The sequence below is a fragment of the Xanthomonas sp. NCPPB 3200 genome, assembly GCF_056393585.1.
Genome location: NZ_CM150785.1, coordinates 2,313,850 through 2,332,146, shown reverse-complemented (window position 1 = coordinate 2,332,146; position 18,297 = coordinate 2,313,850). Strand labels below are relative to the sequence as shown.

At 62.8% G+C, this 18,297-nt stretch carries 19 protein-coding genes and 1 pseudogene; all 20 read left to right on the top strand.

What is annotated here, in order from left to right; all coding sequences use genetic code 11:
* Positions 1-57: 57 nt before the first annotated feature.
* Positions 58-1,257 carry a flagellin gene (locus AC06DU_RS10175; RefSeq protein ID WP_478204300.1) on the top strand — a complete coding sequence of 400 codons (1,200 nt, stop codon included), beginning with the start codon at positions 58-60 and terminating at the stop codon, positions 1,255-1,257.
* A gap of 270 nt (positions 1,258-1,527) precedes the next feature.
* A complete protein-coding gene (fliD, locus tag AC06DU_RS10170; protein WP_126966706.1) occupies positions 1,528-2,853 on the top strand; it encodes a flagellar filament capping protein FliD in 1,326 nt (441 codons plus the stop codon).
* A 150-nt stretch (positions 2,854-3,003) separates the two neighbouring features.
* On the top strand, positions 3,004-3,417 hold the full coding sequence (gene fliS, locus AC06DU_RS10165) for a flagellar export chaperone FliS (RefSeq protein ID WP_024939606.1): 414 nt from the start codon (positions 3,004-3,006) through the stop codon (positions 3,415-3,417).
* An 8-nt stretch (positions 3,418-3,425) separates the two neighbouring features.
* Positions 3,426-3,719, top strand: a complete 294-nt coding sequence (locus tag AC06DU_RS10160) for a hypothetical protein (RefSeq protein WP_039407718.1) — start codon at positions 3,426-3,428, stop codon at positions 3,717-3,719.
* Positions 3,719-4,285, top strand: a complete 567-nt coding sequence (locus AC06DU_RS10155; protein WP_478204299.1) for a PilZ domain-containing protein — start codon at positions 3,719-3,721, stop codon at positions 4,283-4,285. Before AC06DU_RS10160 ends, AC06DU_RS10155 begins: the two co-directional genes overlap by 1 nt.
* 70 nt (positions 4,286-4,355) lie before the next feature.
* On the top strand, positions 4,356-4,988 hold the full coding sequence (locus tag AC06DU_RS10150) for a response regulator transcription factor (RefSeq protein ID WP_003482986.1): 633 nt from the start codon (positions 4,356-4,358) through the stop codon (positions 4,986-4,988).
* Positions 4,989-5,208: 220 nt separating this feature from the next.
* Complete coding sequence (rpoN, locus tag AC06DU_RS10145) at positions 5,209-6,609, top strand: RNA polymerase factor sigma-54 (RefSeq protein WP_478204297.1); 1,401 nt, start codon at positions 5,209-5,211, stop codon at positions 6,607-6,609.
* 8 nt (positions 6,610-6,617) lie between these two features.
* On the top strand, positions 6,618-7,001 hold the full coding sequence (locus AC06DU_RS10140) for a response regulator (RefSeq protein WP_016904817.1): 384 nt from the start codon (positions 6,618-6,620) through the stop codon (positions 6,999-7,001).
* Positions 6,994-8,478: a sigma-54 dependent transcriptional regulator gene (locus tag AC06DU_RS10135; protein ID WP_024939602.1), complete on the top strand. Its 1,485-nt coding sequence runs from the start codon at positions 6,994-6,996 to the stop codon at positions 8,476-8,478. The genes AC06DU_RS10140 and AC06DU_RS10135 overlap by 8 nt, the downstream gene beginning before the upstream one ends.
* Positions 8,479-8,596: 118 nt before the next feature.
* Entirely contained in the window at positions 8,597-9,706 is a 1,110-nt protein-coding gene (locus AC06DU_RS10130) for a DegT/DnrJ/EryC1/StrS family aminotransferase (RefSeq protein WP_024939601.1), read from the top strand.
* A gap of 64 nt (positions 9,707-9,770) precedes the next feature.
* The gene (locus AC06DU_RS10125) at positions 9,771-9,995 is read left to right on the top strand and encodes an acyl carrier protein (RefSeq protein ID WP_024939600.1); all 225 of its coding nucleotides are present in this window, start codon (positions 9,771-9,773) and stop codon (positions 9,993-9,995) included.
* A 1-nt stretch (position 9,996) separates the two neighbouring features.
* Entirely contained in the window at positions 9,997-11,037 is a 1,041-nt protein-coding gene (locus AC06DU_RS10120) for a ketoacyl-ACP synthase III (RefSeq protein WP_102252094.1), read from the top strand.
* Positions 11,034-11,801, top strand: coding sequence for an SDR family NAD(P)-dependent oxidoreductase (locus AC06DU_RS10115; RefSeq protein WP_014090117.1), 768 nt, complete (start codon positions 11,034-11,036; stop codon positions 11,799-11,801). The genes AC06DU_RS10120 and AC06DU_RS10115 overlap by 4 nt, the downstream gene beginning before the upstream one ends.
* Positions 11,798-12,577, top strand: coding sequence for an SDR family NAD(P)-dependent oxidoreductase (locus AC06DU_RS10110; protein ID WP_167708920.1), 780 nt, complete (start codon positions 11,798-11,800; stop codon positions 12,575-12,577). The genes AC06DU_RS10115 and AC06DU_RS10110 overlap by 4 nt, the downstream gene beginning before the upstream one ends.
* Entirely contained in the window at positions 12,574-13,239 is a 666-nt protein-coding gene (locus tag AC06DU_RS10105; RefSeq protein WP_167708919.1) for a PglD-related sugar-binding protein, read from the top strand. Before AC06DU_RS10110 ends, AC06DU_RS10105 begins: the two co-directional genes overlap by 4 nt.
* Before the next feature lie 13 nt (positions 13,240-13,252).
* Positions 13,253-14,398 (top strand): aromatic ring-hydroxylating oxygenase subunit alpha, encoded by a 1,146-nt coding sequence (locus tag AC06DU_RS10100; RefSeq protein WP_478204295.1) that lies wholly within the window; start codon positions 13,253-13,255, stop codon positions 14,396-14,398.
* Positions 14,388-15,011, top strand: a complete 624-nt coding sequence (locus tag AC06DU_RS10095; RefSeq protein WP_047128666.1) for an LbetaH domain-containing protein — start codon at positions 14,388-14,390, stop codon at positions 15,009-15,011. The genes AC06DU_RS10100 and AC06DU_RS10095 overlap by 11 nt, the downstream gene beginning before the upstream one ends.
* A complete protein-coding gene (locus tag AC06DU_RS10090) occupies positions 15,008-16,531 on the top strand; it encodes an FkbM family methyltransferase (RefSeq protein WP_478204293.1) in 1,524 nt (507 codons plus the stop codon). Before AC06DU_RS10095 ends, AC06DU_RS10090 begins: the two co-directional genes overlap by 4 nt.
* A 58-nt stretch (positions 16,532-16,589) precedes the next feature.
* Positions 16,590-16,790 (top strand): annotated as a pseudogene (locus tag AC06DU_RS10085) (transposase); the annotation flags it as partial.
* A gap of 227 nt (positions 16,791-17,017) precedes the next feature.
* Positions 17,018-18,292 (top strand): hypothetical protein, encoded by a 1,275-nt coding sequence (locus tag AC06DU_RS10080; RefSeq protein ID WP_478204291.1) that lies wholly within the window; start codon positions 17,018-17,020, stop codon positions 18,290-18,292.
* Positions 18,293-18,297: the final 5 nt, after the last annotated feature.

Genomic DNA, 18,297 nt, shown 5'->3' with positions numbered 1-18,297 from the left:
CTGCGGAGGCTCCGGGCAAGTCCCCCTTGCCGGAAAAATCGCTTAGGAGAAATCAAAATGGCACAGGTAATCAACACCAACGTAATGTCGCTGAACGCTCAGCGGAACCTCAACACCAGCAGCGCGAGCATGTCGACGAGCATCCAGCGTCTGTCCTCGGGTCTGCGCATCAACAGCGCCAAGGACGACGCCGCAGGTCTGGCGATCTCCGAGCGCTTCACCACGCAGATCCGCGGTCTGGACGTTGCCTCGCGCAACGCCAACGACGGTATCTCGCTGGCCCAGACCGCCGAAGGCGCGATGGTCGAAATCGGCAGCAACCTGCAGCGTATCCGCGAGCTGTCGGTGCAGTCGTCCAACGCCACCAACTCGCCGACCGACCGTGACGCGCTGAACTCCGAAGTCAAGCAGCTCACCGCCGAAATCGACCGCGTCGCCAACCAGACCAACTTCAACGGCACCAAGCTGTTGAACGGCGACTTCTCCGGCGCGCTGTTCCAGGTCGGCGCCGACGCCGGCCAGACCATCGGCATCAACAGCATCGTCGACGCCAACGTCGATTCGCTGGGCAAGGCCAACTTCGCTGCCGCCGTTTCCGGCGCTGGCGTGACCGGCACCTCCACCGCATCGGGCTCGATCAGCGGCATGAGCCTGTCGTTCAAGGACGCCAGCGGTGCATCCAAGAGCGTCACCATCGCGGACGTCAAGATCGGCGTCGGCGAGAGCGCTGCCGACGTTAACAAGAAGGTGGCTGCGGCGATCAATGACAAGCTCGACCAGACCGGCATGTACGCCTCGATCAAGACCGACGGTACGGTGCAGATCGAATCGCTGAAGGCTGGCCAGGACTTCACCTCGCTGACCGCCGGTACTTCCAGCGCCGCAGGCATCACCGTCGGCGCCGGCATCACCACCGCCTCGGCCGCTTCCGGCTCCACCGCCTCGACCCTGAGCACCCTGGACATCTCCACGTTCTCTGGCGCACAGAAGGCCCTGGAAATCGTCGACAAGGCGCTGACCGCGGTCAACTCCTCGCGCGCCGACATGGGTGCGGTGCAGAACCGCTTCACCTCCACCATCGCCAACCTGAGCGCAACCTCGGAAAACCTGTCGGCCTCGCGTAGCCGTATCCGCGACACCGACTACGCCAAGGAAACCGCCGAGCTGACCCGCACGCAGATCCTGCAGCAGGCCGGTACCGCGATGCTGGCCCAGGCCAAGTCGGTTCCGCAGAACGTGCTGAGCCTGCTGCAGTAATCGGCAGCGCTTCGCACCAAGTCAAGAGCCCCTCTTCGGAGGGGCTTTTTTGTGGCCGCCGATTGCTTCGCCCGAGATTTGAGGGCGAATGCGCAGCACGGTTTGCTGGCGCGGGTTTTTTGACGCATCCCGCCGGCATGGAAATTGCACTACCCACACTCGTGAGCGAAACGGGGTCGCTGCCGCTAAAGTCCTGGCGGATGCGGCCGATACCCGTCTCGTAATCCCATGCGTCCATCCTTGCTTGGACGCCCAGACGAGGAATGCAACATGGCATCGGTGATCAGCACTTCCGGCTCCGGTCTGGACATCCCAACTGTGGTGTCCACCCTGGTTTCCCGGCAGAAAGACCCGGAGCAGGCGCGCATCAACAAGGCCGGGACCGCCGCGACCACGCAGCTGTCGGCGATCAGCCAGATCAAGAGCAGCATGACCACGCTCAAGTCTGCGCTGGACAAGGTCATCAGCAGCGCCGACACCAACGCCTACAAGGCGACGGTGCCGACCGATGCCGGCTTCACCGCCACCACCACCAGCTCGGCCGCGCCGGGCAACTATTCGGTGGAAGTGGTCTCGCTGGCCAGCGCGCAAAAGCTCGCCTCCGGCGCGTTCGTCGCCGATGCCACTGTCGGCAGCGGCACGCTGACGATCGGGTATGGCGAGAAAAAAATCACCGTGGACATCAGCGGCACCGACAAGCTCACCGACATCGCCGCCGCCATCAACAAGGCGGCCGGTGGCAAGGGCGTCACCGCCAGCGTGGTGACTGCCAACGACGGCCAGCACCTGGTGTTCAACGCGGTCGACACCGGTACCAAGGGCGCGCTGACCGTCAGCGCCAGCGACCCCAGCCTGAGCAGCCTCACCTATGGCCCCGGCGTCAGCGGCGGCCTGACCCAGTCCGTGGCCGCGACCGATGCGCTGGTGCGCGTGGACGGCTTCGAACGCACCTCCAGCTCCAACACCGTCACCGATATCGTGCCGGGCGTGGTGCTCAACCTCACCAAGGCCGCCGAAGGCACCAAGGTCACGTTGGGCGTTGCGGCCGACACCAGCGGCCTCAAGGCCAATCTGACCGCGTACGCGGCCGCCTACAACACCGCCAACACCCTGCTGGCCAAGAGCAGCGCCTACGACCCCACCACCAAGACCGCCGCGGCGTTGACCGGCGACTCGCTGGTGCGCGGCCTGCAGCAGCAGTTGCGCGGCCAGGTCAGCGGCAACCTCACCGAACTCAAGTCGCTCGGCCTGACCATCGACAAGGATGGGGTGATGAGCTTCGATGGCGGCAAGTTCGACACCGCCATCGCCGCCGACGGCGGTGCCGCCGCCGAGGTGCTCGGCAAGGACAGCAAGTTCGGCTCGGCCATGACCAAGCTGCTCGACAGCAACGTCAACGCCAACAACGGCACCCTGACCCTGCGTTCGGACAGCTTGAACAAGCAGATCAAGGGCTACGAGGATGACCTGGATGACCTCGACGCGCGCATGACCAAGCTCAGCGATCGCTACACCGCGCAGTTCACCGCGATGGAAACCATGATCAGCAAGCTGCAGAGCAGCACCAGTTCGCTCAGCAGCCTGCTGACGAGCTGATTTCCGTGATGAGGATCCTCAAGTCCCGCAATGGTCTTGCCGATACAAGAAGGGCCTATCGTGATTTCGGCCTTGCCTTCCGGCAGGAGCGTCGTCGCAGGAGCGCAGCGCTCCGGGACCAACGAAGGTCAGCCCATTGAGGAGTCATCCATGTACGGTTCCAATCGTCAGTATGCCGAGCAATACCGCAAGGTCGGCGTGTCCACCAGCGTGACCGAAGCCGACCCGCACAAGCTGGTGTCGCTGCTGTTCGCCGGCGCCTGCCAGCGCATCCGTCTGGCCCAGGCCTGCCTGGCGCAGGGCGACCAGGCGCGCAAGGGCAAGGCCATCGGCGAAGCCTGCGCGATCGTCGGCCACTTGAACGGATCGCTCGATCACGAAGCCGGTGGCGAGATCGCTGGTAACCTGTCGGCGCTCTACGACTACGTGATGCAGCGGCTGACTGCCGCCAACCTGCACAACGACGAAACCGCGTTGACCGAAGCGCTGGATCTGCTCAGCGAAATCGATTCGGCGTGGAATTCCATCCCCCTGGACCAACGCGGCCTTTCCGCCGCTTCGTGAGTCATACCATGCATAGCGCGCAGAGCCTTCAAGCCGAAATTGCCGACATCCGCCTGGCCATGGCGCAGGAGGAATTCGAGGTGATGCCGTTCATGCTGGATGCCCACGATCTGCACCTGCGCGAGTACGCGCAGCAGGCGGACCTGAGTCAGGACCGCGACGCGTTGCAGACGTTGCAGGTGATGCAGCAGGACCTGATGCGGATGATGCTCGAGCGTCGACGCAAGCTGCTGGATCTGATCCGCGCGCAGCGCACGTCCTCTACGGCCAGCCGCGCCTACGCACGGGTCGGACGGATCTGATGTCCGCGCTCGGCACACTCGCGCCATCGGCCGATGCCGCGCTGTTCGCCGACACGCTCAGCTGCGAAGTGCGCCTGCCGGCCGGCTTCCGTGCCGGCAGCGACGCCGGCTCGCACAGTGCCGCAGAAACCCTGCTGCGCAGCCTGGGCCAGGTGGAAGACCTGCGCAGCGAAGACAGCAGCGAAGACCGTGACGAGCTGCCCCTGCTGGTGCAGCGCATGGACGCCAAGCTCGACCTGATGCTGGCCCTGATCGGCCGCCTGGTGCAACAGGGCGACAGCGGACTGATCCAGGCGAACGTGCACTGGTCGGTGCGCGGAATCCGCCTGAGCTGCGCAAGCAGCCACCCGCCGGGCACCCTGGGCAGCGTTTGCCTGCAACCCTCCGACTGGCTTCCTGAACTGGTACAGCTTCCTGCCGAGGTCCTGGCAAGCGCAAGCGATGGCCACGATCACTGGCTATGGCTGCGGTTTGCGCCGCTTTCCCCAGGCTTGCAGGAGGCGCTGGAACGTCATCTGTTCCGTCTGCATCGCCGTCAGATCGCCGACGCCCGCCGCCAGCGCTGATAGCGCCTGTTGGCGCGGGGCGCCGGGTCGGCTAAGGTGCCCTTTACTGAAAAAAGGTCTCTTCTGCGCCGTGCGAGTCATCATCGTCGACGATCACACCCTTGTCCGTGCCGGCCTGTCCAGGCTGCTGCAAACCTTCGCCGGCATCGATGTCGTGGGTGAGGCCAGCAACGCACAGCAAGCCCTGGACATGACATCCCTGCACCGGCCTGATCTGGTGTTGATGGATCTGTCCCTGCCTGGCCGCAGCGGCCTGGATGCCATGACCGATGTGTTGCGCGCCGCGCCGCGCACGCATGTGGTGATGATGTCGATGCACGACGACCCGGTGCACGTGCGCGATGCGCTCGATCGCGGCGCGGTGGGCTTCGTGGTCAAGGATGCGGCGCCGCTCGAGCTGGAATTGGCCTTGCGTGCAGCGGCAGCTGGGCAGGTGTTCCTGAGCCCGCAGATTTCGTCCAAGATGATCGCGCCGATGCTGGGCCGGGAAAAACCGGTCGGTATCGCTGCCTTGTCGCCGCGCCAGCGCGAGATCCTGCGCGAGATCGGCCGCGGCCAGAGCAACAAGGAAATCGCTGCCGACCTCGGCATCAGCGTCAAGACGGTGGAGACCCATCGCGCGCGCATGATGGAATCGCTCGGTTGCCGGCGTGCCAACGACCTGGTGTTGCTGGCCGCCAAGCATCACAACGAACTGGTCTGAGCAAACCGCTGCGCCGACCGGAAACGGCCGCCAGCGACGAAAACAGTGACGGGATTCCGGCGGGCACGCTTGAGTCCGCATTGAACGTCAGGGAATTCCCCACGCCCTGTCAGGAAAATCACGAATTGCCTCACGCGATTCCCTGATTAGAAACCCGTCGCCTTGTCCTGCAAGATGCGTTCCATCGCTGCCACGTGCGGCGCCTTCCGGAAGCGCTTCGATGAAGACGACCATTTCCGCCCAGCTTGGCCAGCAACTGCACCTGACCCCGCAGTTGCTGCAGTCGATCCGTCTGTTGCAATTGGACGGCATGCAGTTGGAACTGGAAATCCGTCGCGCGCTGGAAACCAATCCGCTGCTGGAACTGGAAGAACTGGCCGACAGCGACGCTGTCGCAACCAGCGACGATGGCGCATCCGATGTCGCCGCCTTCGATGAACTGCCGGAAAGCACGATGTGGGACGTGCAGAGCAGCAGTTGGAACGGCGACGACGATGACCGCATGCAGCGCGTGGCAGCCGGCGAATCCACCGACCCGCACGTGCGCATTCTGCGCGATCTGGCGCTGGACCTGGACGAGGCTGCATTGGGGGCCGCCGCGTTCTGGCTGGAGCAGACCGACGACGCCGGCTATCTGAGCGAGGCCCTGGCGACGCTGCAGCAGCTCGGTACCACCCGTCTTGGTATGACCGTGCAGGCAGTGGAAGCGGTCCGTCAGCGCCTGCTGCACGGCGACCCGGCCGGCCTGGCCGCCTGCGACCTGCGCGAGTGCCTGCAGGCCCAGCTGGGCGCCCTGCCCGGCCGCGTGCCGGCGCGCCATCTGGCCGCGCGCATCCTTGCCGGCGACCTGGACCTGCTGGCCAGCCACGACTATCCGGTGCTGGCGCGCGCACACGATGCCGAGCTGGACGATGTGCGCGAAGCGGTACGGCTGATCCTGTCGTTGCAGCCACGCCCCGGCGATGACCTGTCGCAGGAAAGCAACGCCAACGTGATTCCGGACGTGCTCGCCTGGCATGCCGATGGCAGCTGGCGGGTGGCCTTGAACCCGGCCACCACGCATCGGGTGAGCATCAACCCCGTGCATGAGCGCGCACTGGCCGAGGCCGGCGATGCCGCCCAGCCGCTGCGTGACATGCTGCAGGAAGCGCGCTGGCTGACCCGCGGCCTGTCGATGCGCTACGAGACCCTGCTGCGCGCCACCCGCGCCATCGTCGAACGCCAGGCCGCCTTTCTGGTGCGCGGCGAAGAAGCGATGGCACCGCTGACGCTGAAGGAAATCGCCGATGAGATCGGCATGCACGAGTCGACGATTTCGCGCATTACCACCGGCAAATACATCCAGACCCCGCGCGGCACCTTCGAGCTCAAGCACTTCTTTGCGGTGCGCCTGGAAGGCGCCAGCGTCTCCGGCCAGGCGGTCAAGGCGATGGTGCGGCGACTGATCGAAAGCGAGCCGGCCGGGCGGCCGCTGGCCGACGAAGCCATCGCCGGGCTGTTGTCGCGCCAGGGCGTTAATATTGCCCGTCGCACTGTGGCCAAGTACCGCGAACAACTCGACATCGCCCCGGCACGCGAGCGCCGCCGCACCAACAAACCGCTGCTTGCCCGGGCAGGATAAGGACTACTATGAGCAAACTCACCGTGCTGCTGGTCGACGACCACGAGGGCTTCATCAACGCTGCGATGCGTCATTTTCGCAAAGTGGAGTGGCTCGATATCGTGGGCAGTGCCGCCAATGGACTGGAAGCGATCGAGCGCTCTGAGTCGCTGCGCCCCAATGTCGTGCTGATGGACCTGGCCATGCCGGAGATGGGCGGGCTGCAGGCAACGCGTCTGATCAAGACGCAGGACGATCCGCCGTATATTGTCATCGCGAGCCACTTCGACGATGCAGAGCATCGTGAACATGCTCTTCGCGCGGGTGCTGACAATTTTGTTAGCAAGCTGTCCTATATCCAGGAAGTCATGCCAATCCTGGAGGGCCTGACGGAAGGAGCCAGGAATGAGTGAGTCCCGCATTCTGTTGATCGACAGCGATGCCGTGCGCGCCGAGCGCACGGTCTCGCTGCTCGAGTTCATGGACTTCAATCCCCGCTGGGTCACCGACGGCGCCGACATCAATCCCGGCCGCCATCGCCACGACGAATGGATGGCGGTGATGGTGGGCTCGGCGCAGGACGCTGCACAGGCCGACAAGTTCTTCGACTGGCTGGCCGATGCCAAGCTGCCGCCACCGGTGCTGCTGATGGAAGGCAGCCCGAGCGCGTTCGCACAGGCCCATGGCCTGCACGAAGCCAATGTCTGGACGCTGGACACGCCGCTGCGGCACACGCAGCTGGAAGCCTTGCTGCGCCGTGCCAGCCTCAAGCGCCTGGACGCCGAACACCAGGCCGGCGTGCAGCAGGACACTGGCCCGACCGGCAACAGCGAGGCGGTGACCCGCTTGCGTCGCTTGATCGACCAGGTGGCGGCCTTCGACACCACGGTGCTGGTGCTGGGCGAATCGGGCACCGGCAAGGAAGTCGTCGCACGTGCCATCCACCAGCATTCGCCGCGGCGCGACGGGCCGTTCGTGGCGATCAACTGCGGCGCGATCCCGCCGGATCTGCTGGAAAGCGAGCTGTTCGGTCACGAAAAAGGCGCCTTCACAGGCGCGCTGAGCACCCGCAAGGGCCGCTTCGAAATGGCCGAGGGCGGCACCCTGCTGCTGGACGAAATCGGCGACATGAGCCTGCCGATGCAGGTCAAGCTGCTGCGCGTGCTGCAGGAGCGCAGCTTCGAGCGTGTCGGTGGTGGACAAACCATCCGTTGCAACGTGCGCGTGATCGCCGCGACCCACCGCAACCTGGAAACCCGCATCAGCGACGGCCAGTTCCGCGAGGACCTGTTCTATCGCCTCAACGTGTTCCCGATCGAGATGCCGGCGCTGCGCGAACGTGTCGACGACCTGGCCATGCTGGTGCAGACCATCGCCGGGCAACTGGCACGCACCGGACGCGGCGAAGTGCGCTTTGCCGACGAAGCACTGCAGGCGCTGCGCAGCTACGACTGGCCGGGCAACGTGCGCGAGCTGACCAACCTGGTGGAGCGCCTGGCGGTGCTGCATCCGGGCGGACTGGTACGCGTGCAGGACCTGCCGGCGCGCTACCGCGGTGATTTTGCCGCGGCCGTGCCGGTCGAGCTTGCGCCCGAACCGGCGCTGGTTGCCGCCCCCGTCGAAGACATCGCGCTGCCGGGCAACGTGGTGACCCTGCCATCCACGTCAGCCGATGCCGAGCCGGCGACCAGCTCCAGCCTGCCCGACGATGGCATCGACCTGCGGGGCCACATGGCCAACATCGAGCTGGCGCTGATCAACGAGGCGCTGGAACGTACCCAGGGCGTGGTGGCGCATGCGGCGCAACTGCTGGGCCTGCGCCGCACCACGCTGGTGGAAAAGCTGCGCAAGTACGGCATCGATCGCGAGCAGACCGAGCTGGCGAACTGAGCGGGCCGGCCTCCCCGCCCGGCTCGCTGGCATAGCGCTTGCTTCAGCAGGATTGCCCCGTCCGCAGCCGTCGGCTGCGGCGGAATCCCGACATTCACCAGCACCTGCCGAGGCATTGATGCCCATCCCTGTCACCAGTCCGCTGCTGCCGCCGCTGGAAGAATTTCTGCCCTATCTGGAGCAGATCTGGTCCAGCCGCATTCTCAGCAATGGCGGTGACATGCATCACGCGTTCGAACGCGCGTTGTGCGAGTACCTGGGCGTGCCGCACCTGGCCTTGCTCACCAACGGCACCACCGCGTTGATCACCGCGCTGCAGGCGCTGCGCATCACCGGGGAGGTCATCACCACGCCCTACTCGTTCGTGGCCACTGCGCATTCGCTGCTGTGGAAAAGCATCACCCCAGTGTTTGTGGATATCGACCCGGTGACGCTCAACATGGATCCGTCCAAGATCGAGGCGGCCATTACCCCGCAGACCACCGCCATCATGCCGGTGCACTGCTACGGCACCGCCTGCGATACCGCTGCGATCACGCGCATCGCCGACATCTACAACCTCAAGGTGATCTACGACGCGGCGCATGCCTTCGGCGTGCGCGATGAGGGTGGCTCGATCCTGCGTCATGGCGACCTCAGCGTGTTGAGCTTCCATGCCACCAAGGTGTTCAACACCTTCGAAGGTGGCGCCATCGTCTGCCCGGACGAAAGAACCTATCAGCGCATCGGGCATTTGAAGAATTTCGGCTTCGTCGATGAGACCACGGTGGTGGCACCGGGCATCAACGGAAAGATGAATGAGATCAGCGCAGCCTTCGGCCTGCTGCAGCTCAAGCACATCGATCACGCCATCGCCCAGCGCAGCGCCATCGATGCGCAATATCGGCAGCGATTGAGCGATGTTCGCGGCGTGCGCTGCGTGGCGCGGCCCGATCACGCCAGTGCCAACTACGCGTACTTTCCGATCCTGGTGCAGGACGACTACCCGCTGTCGCGCGATGCGCTGTACCAAGTGATGCGCGAGCACGGCATCCTGGTGCGGCGGTACTTCTATCCGTTGATCAGCGATTTCCCGATGTATCGCGCCCTGCCCTCCTCGGCGCCGGCATGGCTGCCGGTCGCGCGCTCGGTGGCCGCACAGGTATTGTGCCTGCCAATCTTTCCTGGCCTGACCCGCGACCAGGTCGATACCATTGCCGATCTGATCGCCGGCGCACACGCAACATGATCGCAACACGCTGCAGCTGCATTCCAGACTCCCATCTCTTCAACAGGCAACCAGGCGAGCTCGCATGACCCAGGCAACATTTATCGAGAACTTCCTCTCCGCCACCGACTTCCAGGAACCGGTGGAGGTCACGCTGGACACCGTGCTGCTGGAATTGCCGGAGTGGGATTCGCTGGCCGCGCTGGGTGTGATCGTCATGTTCGACATGGAGTACGGCAAGACCATTACCGGCGAAGATCTCACCGCCGCAACCACTGTGGGCGATCTCTACAAACTGACCGAGGCGTAACATGCCGACCTCCACGCTGCACAACGTCCGCTTTGCCGGCATGGCGACCTGCGTGCCGAAGCGGGTGGTGTCCAATCTCACCGACTGCCGGCCGCAGATCCGCTCCGAACGCGAGCGCCTGGTGCGCAACATCGGCATCGAGACACGCCGCATGGCCTCGGATTGGCAGTGCTTTTCCGACCTGGCCTTCGATGCGACCGAAGTGCTGCTGGAGCGTCTGCAGTGGAAGCGTGAGGAGATCGATGCATTGATCGTGGTGACCCAATCGCCGGATTACCCGATCCCGGCCACCGCAATCATCCTGCAGGACCGACTGGGGCTATCGCATGCCACGGTCGCCTTCGACGTCAACCTGGGCTGCTCGGCCTACCCGTTCGGCATCAACCTGCTCGGCTCGATGATCGCCGCCGGCGGCGTCAAGAAAGGCTTGCTGCTGGTCGGCGACCGCAGCGCCAATCTGGAAGACCCGATCTTCTCCGATTCCGGCACCGCCACGGCGCTGGAATTCAGCGCCGACGCGCCGCCGATGTATTTCGACCTCAACAGCGATGGCAGCGGCTACAAAGCCATCATCCTGCCGGTGGGTGGTCACCGCGAACCGGTCGGCATCCAGCACTTGGTGCCGTATCGCGATGAGGCGGATGGTGCCTGGAAGCGTGGCGTGGACCTGATTCTGGATGGCGTTGCGGTGCTGAGCTTCTCTACCCAGCGCATTCCACCTGCCGTGCAGAAACTGCTTGAGTACACTGGCGTGGCCAAGGAAGACATCGATTACTTCGTGTTTCACCAGGCCAACCGCATGATCAACGAGACCATTCGCAAAAAGCTCGGCCTGCCGGTGGAAAAGGTGCCTTCGACACTGCGCGACTTCGGCAACACCAGCGGCGCCTCGCTGCCGGTGACCATGACCGCGCGCATTAACAAGGAACTGGAATCCGGCCGCAAGCGCGTGCTGCTATGTGGCTTCGGCATCGGGCTGTCGTGGGGCACCTGCCTGGTGGATATCGAGGGCGCGGTGTTTCCTGATTTGATTGAGTCATGACGGCCACACCTGCAGCAACCACTGATGCGTTCGGGCTGCAAAACAAGACCGTTCTAGTGACCGGCGCGTCGTCGGGCATTGGCGCTGCAGTCGCCACGTTGTGCGCGCGTCTGGGCGCGAGGGTGGTGCTCACCGGCCGCGATATTGCGCGACTGGATGCGGTTGCGGTCGCGTTGCAGGGCAATGGGCATGCGGTGGTGGCCGGCGATCTGACCGAAGAAGACACCCGTACACGTCTGATCAACGCTGCAGAACGGTATCACGGGCTGGTTTCCTGCGCAGGCATCGCGGCGCTGGTGCCGTTCCGCATGGCCGCAGAAAAGCATCTGCAACAAATGCTGTCGGTGAACTATCTGGCACCGATCGCGCTGACGCAGCAGTTACTGGTCAAGCGCCGCCTGAGCGAAGGCGCATCGCTGGTCTATATCTCGGCACTGTCCGCACGCGCGGCGCCTCAGGCCGCCGCCGGCTACGCGGCATCCAAGGCAGCGCTGGAAGCTGCGGTCCGCACGCTGGCGCTCGAACAGGCCAAACACGGCATCCGCGCCAACTGCATCGCGCCAGGCTACGTGGACACGCCCATGCTGAAGAAATTGGGCGCCGCAGCAGACCTGGACGACAAGATCGGACTGACGCCGCTGGGGCGCATCGACCCGGACGACATCGCCAAAGGCGCGGTGTATCTGCTGTCGGGGGCCAGCCGCTGGATTACCCGCAGCGCCTTGACCATCGATGGCGGGATTTCCCTGCCCATCCGCCTATGAGCATTGACACTACCATGGCAGCAGAAGATCCTGTTTCCGCGCTGCTGCGCGACCTATATGGCCTGCACGGCAAGACCGTATTGGTGACCGGCGCATCCAAAGGCATCGGTGAAGCGGTCGCACGTGCATGCGCCGCCGCAGGGGCACGCCTGATCGTCACCGGGCGCGATGCGGAACGTCTGCAAACCACGCTGGCATCGCTGCACGGCGATGGCCATCGCCTGTTTGCTGGCGACCTGAGCGATGCGGCTGTCGTGCAACAACTCGCTGCCGATTGCGGGCCCGTCGACGGTGTGGTGCACAGCGCCGGCATTCGCGGGCTGTCGCCGATGAAGCTAGTCAGCGAAAAATTCCTGCGCGAGGTCATGGACATCAACTATCTGGCACCGGTCATGCTGACCCGGCACCTGCTGGCGCGGCAATCGCTGAAGCCTGGAGGTTCGGTGATTTTCCTTTCATCCATCGCCGCACTCACCGGCACGGTGGGTGTGGGGCCCTACGCCGGCTCCAAGGCTGCACTGGTCGGCACGCTACGGCCGTTGGCGCTGGAACTGGCGCGCCGCAAGATCCGCGCGAACGCACTCTGCCCCGGCCTGGTCGAGACCTCGTTGATAAATGAGGACAAGGCCTGGTTCGAAGAAAGCCGCAAGCGCTATCCGCTGGGCATCGGACGGCCCGACGACGTGGCGCTGGCCTGTCTGTATTTCCTTTCCGATGCGAGCAGCAAGGTGACCGGACAGGCCTTCAGCATGGATGGAGGCGTGGAATTCGCATGACCGCCGATACACCTGCCCCGCCCTACCATCTGCTGATCGTCAACGCCGGTGGCTTTGGGCGGGATATCGCATCGCTGGCGTATCACGAAGATCCAGCCTACGGGGTGGAGTGGGACATCAAGGGATTTCTGGATAGCCGCACGCATCTGGATGGCACATCGCGTTGGCCGATCGTAGGAGACCCCTCCACCTATCACCCCGTCGAAGGCGATATCTTCATCTGCGCGATCGGAGACCCTGCAGCGCGGCGGCGCTATTCCCGTGCGCTGATCGACAAGGGTGCGGATTTTATCGTGTTTCATCCGCCGCCGTCGCGCGAGGCCGCTGCCGGCTACATCGGGCGCGGAGGTATATTCGATTCGCGCGTTTCCATTGGGTCGGGTAGCCGGCTCGGCGAGTTCGTTACCGTACTCTCTACGTCCATCATCGCGCACGAAGTCAGCATCGGCGATTACGTACAGATCGGCAGTTTCGTTTTCATCGGCGGCGGCGCGGTGGTTGGCAACGAAGTGACGATTCACCCGCACGCCACCATCCTGCCCGGCATCCGTATCGGCGACGGCGCAGTGGTCGGCGCCGGTACTGTCGTGGTGAAAGACGTGCCGGCGGGCGCCAGCGTGTTCGGCAACCCGGCCCGGGTCATCTACTACAAGGATTCGTGAGGAAGCCGCGCCGATGCGATCGCGAATGCACCCTAGCTACTACGTGTCCACGGACATCTTCGCCCGCGAACAGCGCAAGATCTTCCGCAAGGCCTGGCTGTTTGCCGGCCTGAAAATGCTGCTGCCCGACAACAACTGCTTCATCACCCGCAGGCTCGCCGGCATTCCGGTGCTGATCCAGAACTTCCAAGGCCGGCTGCGCGCGTTCGAGAACGTCTGCCTGCACCGCAGCGCGCTGCTACAGACCGCTGCGGTGGGAAAGCGCCCGCTGGTCTGCCCTTACCATGCATGGAAATACGACGCCGACGGCCAGGTCGAGAACATCCCCGAGTGCGATGCCCTTTATGGCTTCGGCGATGAGGAACGCCACGGTCTGAAGCTGCGCGAGTTCGCGCTGCGCGAGGTGGGCAACCTGCTGTTCGTCAACCTCGATCCCGACCCGATGCCACTCGAAGAACAGTTTTCGGCAGACTTCATCGCCTTGCTGGAAAGCAGTTCCAATGCCTATGACACCGAGGTCATGGTGACCACATGGCGTGGCCGGTACAACTGGAAACTCGCTTACGAAAATCTGCGGGATGCCAATCACCCGCGCTTCGTCCACCCCAAGACACTGGCCAAGAGCGTCAGCTTTGTTCCCGAGGTAAACGAGGAACAAGCCAAGGAGTCCATGGGAGCCTTGCAGGACACATCGCCCGCAGCCTTGCGGTGCGAAATGCGTCGCTTCAGCTTCGGCGGCCCGGAAGCACCCATCCCCAGGCTTCAGCACTTCGGCTGGCACGAGAAAGTGGAACGCTGGGGCAAGCAGGATGCCTACTTCAACTGGCTGGCCTTCCCGAACTTGCATATCGCCAGTCCCAACGGCGGCTATTCCTTCACGCTGGAACACCACATCCCCGTCGCACCGGACCGGACCGACCTGGAAATCTATTGGTTTAGCGCACGCAGGAAACAGCCTTACGGTTCTTCCAGCCAAGTGCTACTGGCACAGATGCACGGCAGCAAGGTGGTGGTGGGCGAAGACGTGGACATCATGGAGCGGGTGCAGGCGGCATTACACACGGATGCTCCGCTACCCACCCAGGGTGCCTACGAATCCATGAATCGCCTGGTCGAACGCTGGTACACGGTGCTGATGGAGACCGAACATGAAATCTAGGTGGATCATCGGCAGCAGCGTATACCTCGACCTGGCCTTTCACGCCTGGAAGCAGGCGCGTCAGGACGAGGCGGTTATCAGGATCGATGTGCCACAAGACGCGGAATACGAATTCGATCTGGCCGTGCTGGATGGACTGGATCCGACCGCTGGGGCCATGTTCGTGGCGTTCGACGAACGCTTCGGCAACTTCAAGCGCCTAGAACTGATGCAGGCAGCGATGGAACGTGGCTTCAAGCTGGAGCCCTTCATCCACTCCAGCGCAGCCATCGCCTCTGACACGGTCATCGGGCTCAACGCATTCGTGGGTGCCAATGCTGTCGTCGGGCACGGGTGCAGGATCGACTACAACACCGTCATCCACGCCGGCGCACACCTCGGGCCGGCATGCCGCGTCAAATCGTCATGCTGGATAGAGAACGGTGTGCAAATCGGCACGGGCGTCGAGATCGGCGGCAACAGCATCCTGCGCACCGGCGCCATCGTGAGTGGGGGCGTCAAGGTGGGACGAAGCTGCGAACTTGGCTGGCCGCGTATCTACCGCGAGGACGTGCCGGCCAAGACCTATTTCGACGCCCGCTACGACGCACCCATTCATACCTACGAGAGATGACGTTCATGAACTCAAGAAATGAGCAGCTTCGCCAACGGATTCTCCGTATTGCAGAGCAGGAGCGCCCTGCGCTGGAGGATGTCATTGCGCGCCTGCCCGCGATTGCCAACCGCCCTGTCTTCCTCGTCGCTCCCGAGTCCTATGCAGGCATGGTGCATGGTCCCAGGGTCGTTGCCCACCTGCGCAATGTTATTGCTGCAATTGATGATCAAAGCATCCACCAGAACCGCATTCACGGCGCGCCGCGCTGGAGCGGTCAGGAGTTTCTTGCCAAGGCGGGGCAGTATGCCGATGCAATCGCTATCGATTTCTCTTGCAGCCCGCGCGGACGGGCGTTTGCAAATGACCTGTGCACCAGCGCGGGTATTGAGCAACTGAGCGTTGCGCCTTCCCTGGATCCGCTGATCCCACACTTCGAGCAGCGCCCTCTCTTTCTGCTCCATCCACGCTCGGGCATTGGCAACATTTATGGCTCAAAGATCGTCCAGCACGCCAGCCATGTAATCGCCGCCGTTGATGATCAGCGAAGCGACAGCGACACCGTTCATGGGGTGCCGCGCTGGAGTTCTCGCCAGTTCATCGAACAAGCGGCCCAGCATCCCCAGGCATTGGCCATCGACTTTTCTTATAGCCCGGGGGAATCGGGCTTGGCCCGCGAGCTCTGCGAGCAAGCAGGAATTGAAAGGGTAGATGCCTGCCTGGCCGTTGCCCACTGTGGGCTGCTCGCCGTATACGAGCCTGCCCAGGTATACCGTCAGCGGACGCTTCTGCGCCTGGAAGAATTTCTGCGTTTTGCGGATCGACTGGACGACGAATTCAGCATCTTTACGCTCTATAGCAACCTGTTGTTCCGCCTGACCTACGATTCCAGCCTCCTGCTGGGCTGCTGGGCGACGCCGATCAACGAGTACTTTTCAGAATACGCCGATACCAGCACGTTCCAGCTGGGCACGCGTGAACATTTCTGCGATGGCGGTGCCTTCCAAGGTCCCATCGTCCACAAGTTTCTAGAAGCATCCCGCCATCGCTACGAAAGCATCACCGCCTTCGAACCCGACAATATCAACTTCCAGAAATTGGAGGGCGTCGCAAGCGCCCTCCCACTTCCCCCGCACAATTTCAGGGCCATCAAAAAAGCGATCTCCAACGAACACACGACGTTGCGCTTCGAGGAGACTGGCACTGTTTCCAGCCATGTGTCGCCGGATGGCGGAATCTCCGTTGCTACTACTCGTCTTGACGATGAATTGGAAAAGCTGACATTACTGAAGTTGGACATCGAAGGGTTCGAAGCCAGGGCACTCGAAGGCGCATCTCACCTCATCCGCACCCAGCGCCCCCGCATGGCTATCTGTGTGTACCACTACGCCCAGGATTTACTGGATATCGTGGAACAACTGGACAAGTTGGTGGATGGCTATCACTTCCGTCTACGCCAGCACTCTCCCGGCCACTACTACGACCTCGTTTTGTATGCATCGCCCGTCGCCGGTGCCGCACCACCGCCCTGGGCGGAGTAAGCCCAGGGAAATTCACGGCTTGGAGAGATAAAGCGATGACTGACGCCCGCAAAGTTTTTCTTCCTACTTCTCGTCCAACCTTCCTGCAGACACGCTGCGCAACACGATCAAGGCCCGCTGGTGGATCGAACACGATCACAAGGAGTTGAAGCAGGACTTCGGCCTGGACCACGACGACGGGCGTAGTTGGCGGGGACTCCACCATCACGCCACGCTCCGCATCGCGGCCTATGGCTTCCCGGTGGCCGAACGTTCGCGCGGGACGCATCAAAAAACTTGTCACGATACGCACTACCTGCCTTATCCGAAAATGAGCGCATATGCGACGCACCCGTCAGGCGTCCAGCGCCATTTCGCCGACTCGATCGCGACATGGCGCTGGATGATCGCCATCGCAACCGGCGCAGAGCTATTCGATAGAAAATAACCGCATTTCCGAATTCGATGACACAGCAAGACGAGCAAAGCACACAAGGAAGCCCTGTCATGGCGTTAGCAATCGGCTCGATCGAGCGAGCCACCATCAAATATCCAGGACTGAATCCGCGCAACACTAAGTTGATCGGCTGGGGTGCGGGACAATTTTTTCGCGACTTCTATCCAGCCATCGCTCAGCAGTTGAACTTGCAGTACACCATCTGCCCACGGCCGGAGAATCAGGGAACGACTGTCCATGGCTTGCCGGTCAGAGCACCTTCGGCGCTGGAGGACGAATCGGTCGATGATGTACTGATCGTCATCTTCTCCAATCACGCAGCAGAGGTGATGAACCAGATCGCAAAGGCACATGGCCGTTTCCGCACGGTACGTGCCGTCGATTACGACCAGGGCAGCATTGCACTACTGCAGGAATTGCAGAGTTTCTCGCGCTTGTTGCCCGGACTGCAACTTTCGCGCCAACTGACTAAGGCGGATACCGGCATCTTCGTGCAGGGGCTCGCGTTCGACTTTACTCCCTTGGTACTCGCCTGGAATCGCCTGCATTTCCCTTGGGCGTACCAGTGCATGGTGACCTGGGACCACCAACCAAGCGAGCTGCTGGACCGCTGCAGGCCCTGGCTGGATAAGCTGATTTTGGTACCTCAGCCGGATAACCTAGGTCTGCAATACCGTAATGCGGTGCTACGCTCCGCACGCCTGGGCGTGGAACATCTTGCTGAGCAAGGTATCGAGTTTGCGGTGCGTTGCCGTAGCGACAATGTACTGGCCGGCTCAACCCACGACGCCATCAATGTGCATTTTAGAGGCAAGCGCAATCAGGGAAAGATCGCAATTTCTTTGTCGGGAGGGTGTCGAAACATCCCGTTCCTTTTCACCGAGAAAGCCATGCTTGGTAGGACGCAGGACATGAAGGCATTGTGGTCGATGCCAGAAGATCCGCGACCGGCAAGCTATGCGGATGACGAATTCTCTCCAATGAACGAACTTGCGCCAAATCGGCATTTTCAAGAACTCAGCCAGTACGCCTTCGAATCGTCGTTGTGGAAAGACTACGCACGCCGGCTTGGATTCCCGGCCGAGACCCTGGTCGATAGCTACAGGTTTGCGCAATCGCGGCTGCTGGCACTGGAGCCGCATCTGAGCTGGTCATCGTTGAAGTTCGTCCCGTTGTTCAATGTGGCTCGCGACAACAGCTACGGTTTTTCGATGGATTTGTGGAACCGGATGTTCACCGACAGCGATGCGGTGCTGGAGGCTGCCGAGGCAGTCAGCCGGCTGGATCTCAACTCCACAGATTTTTGGCAAGGCAAAGTCGGTTGAGCCGT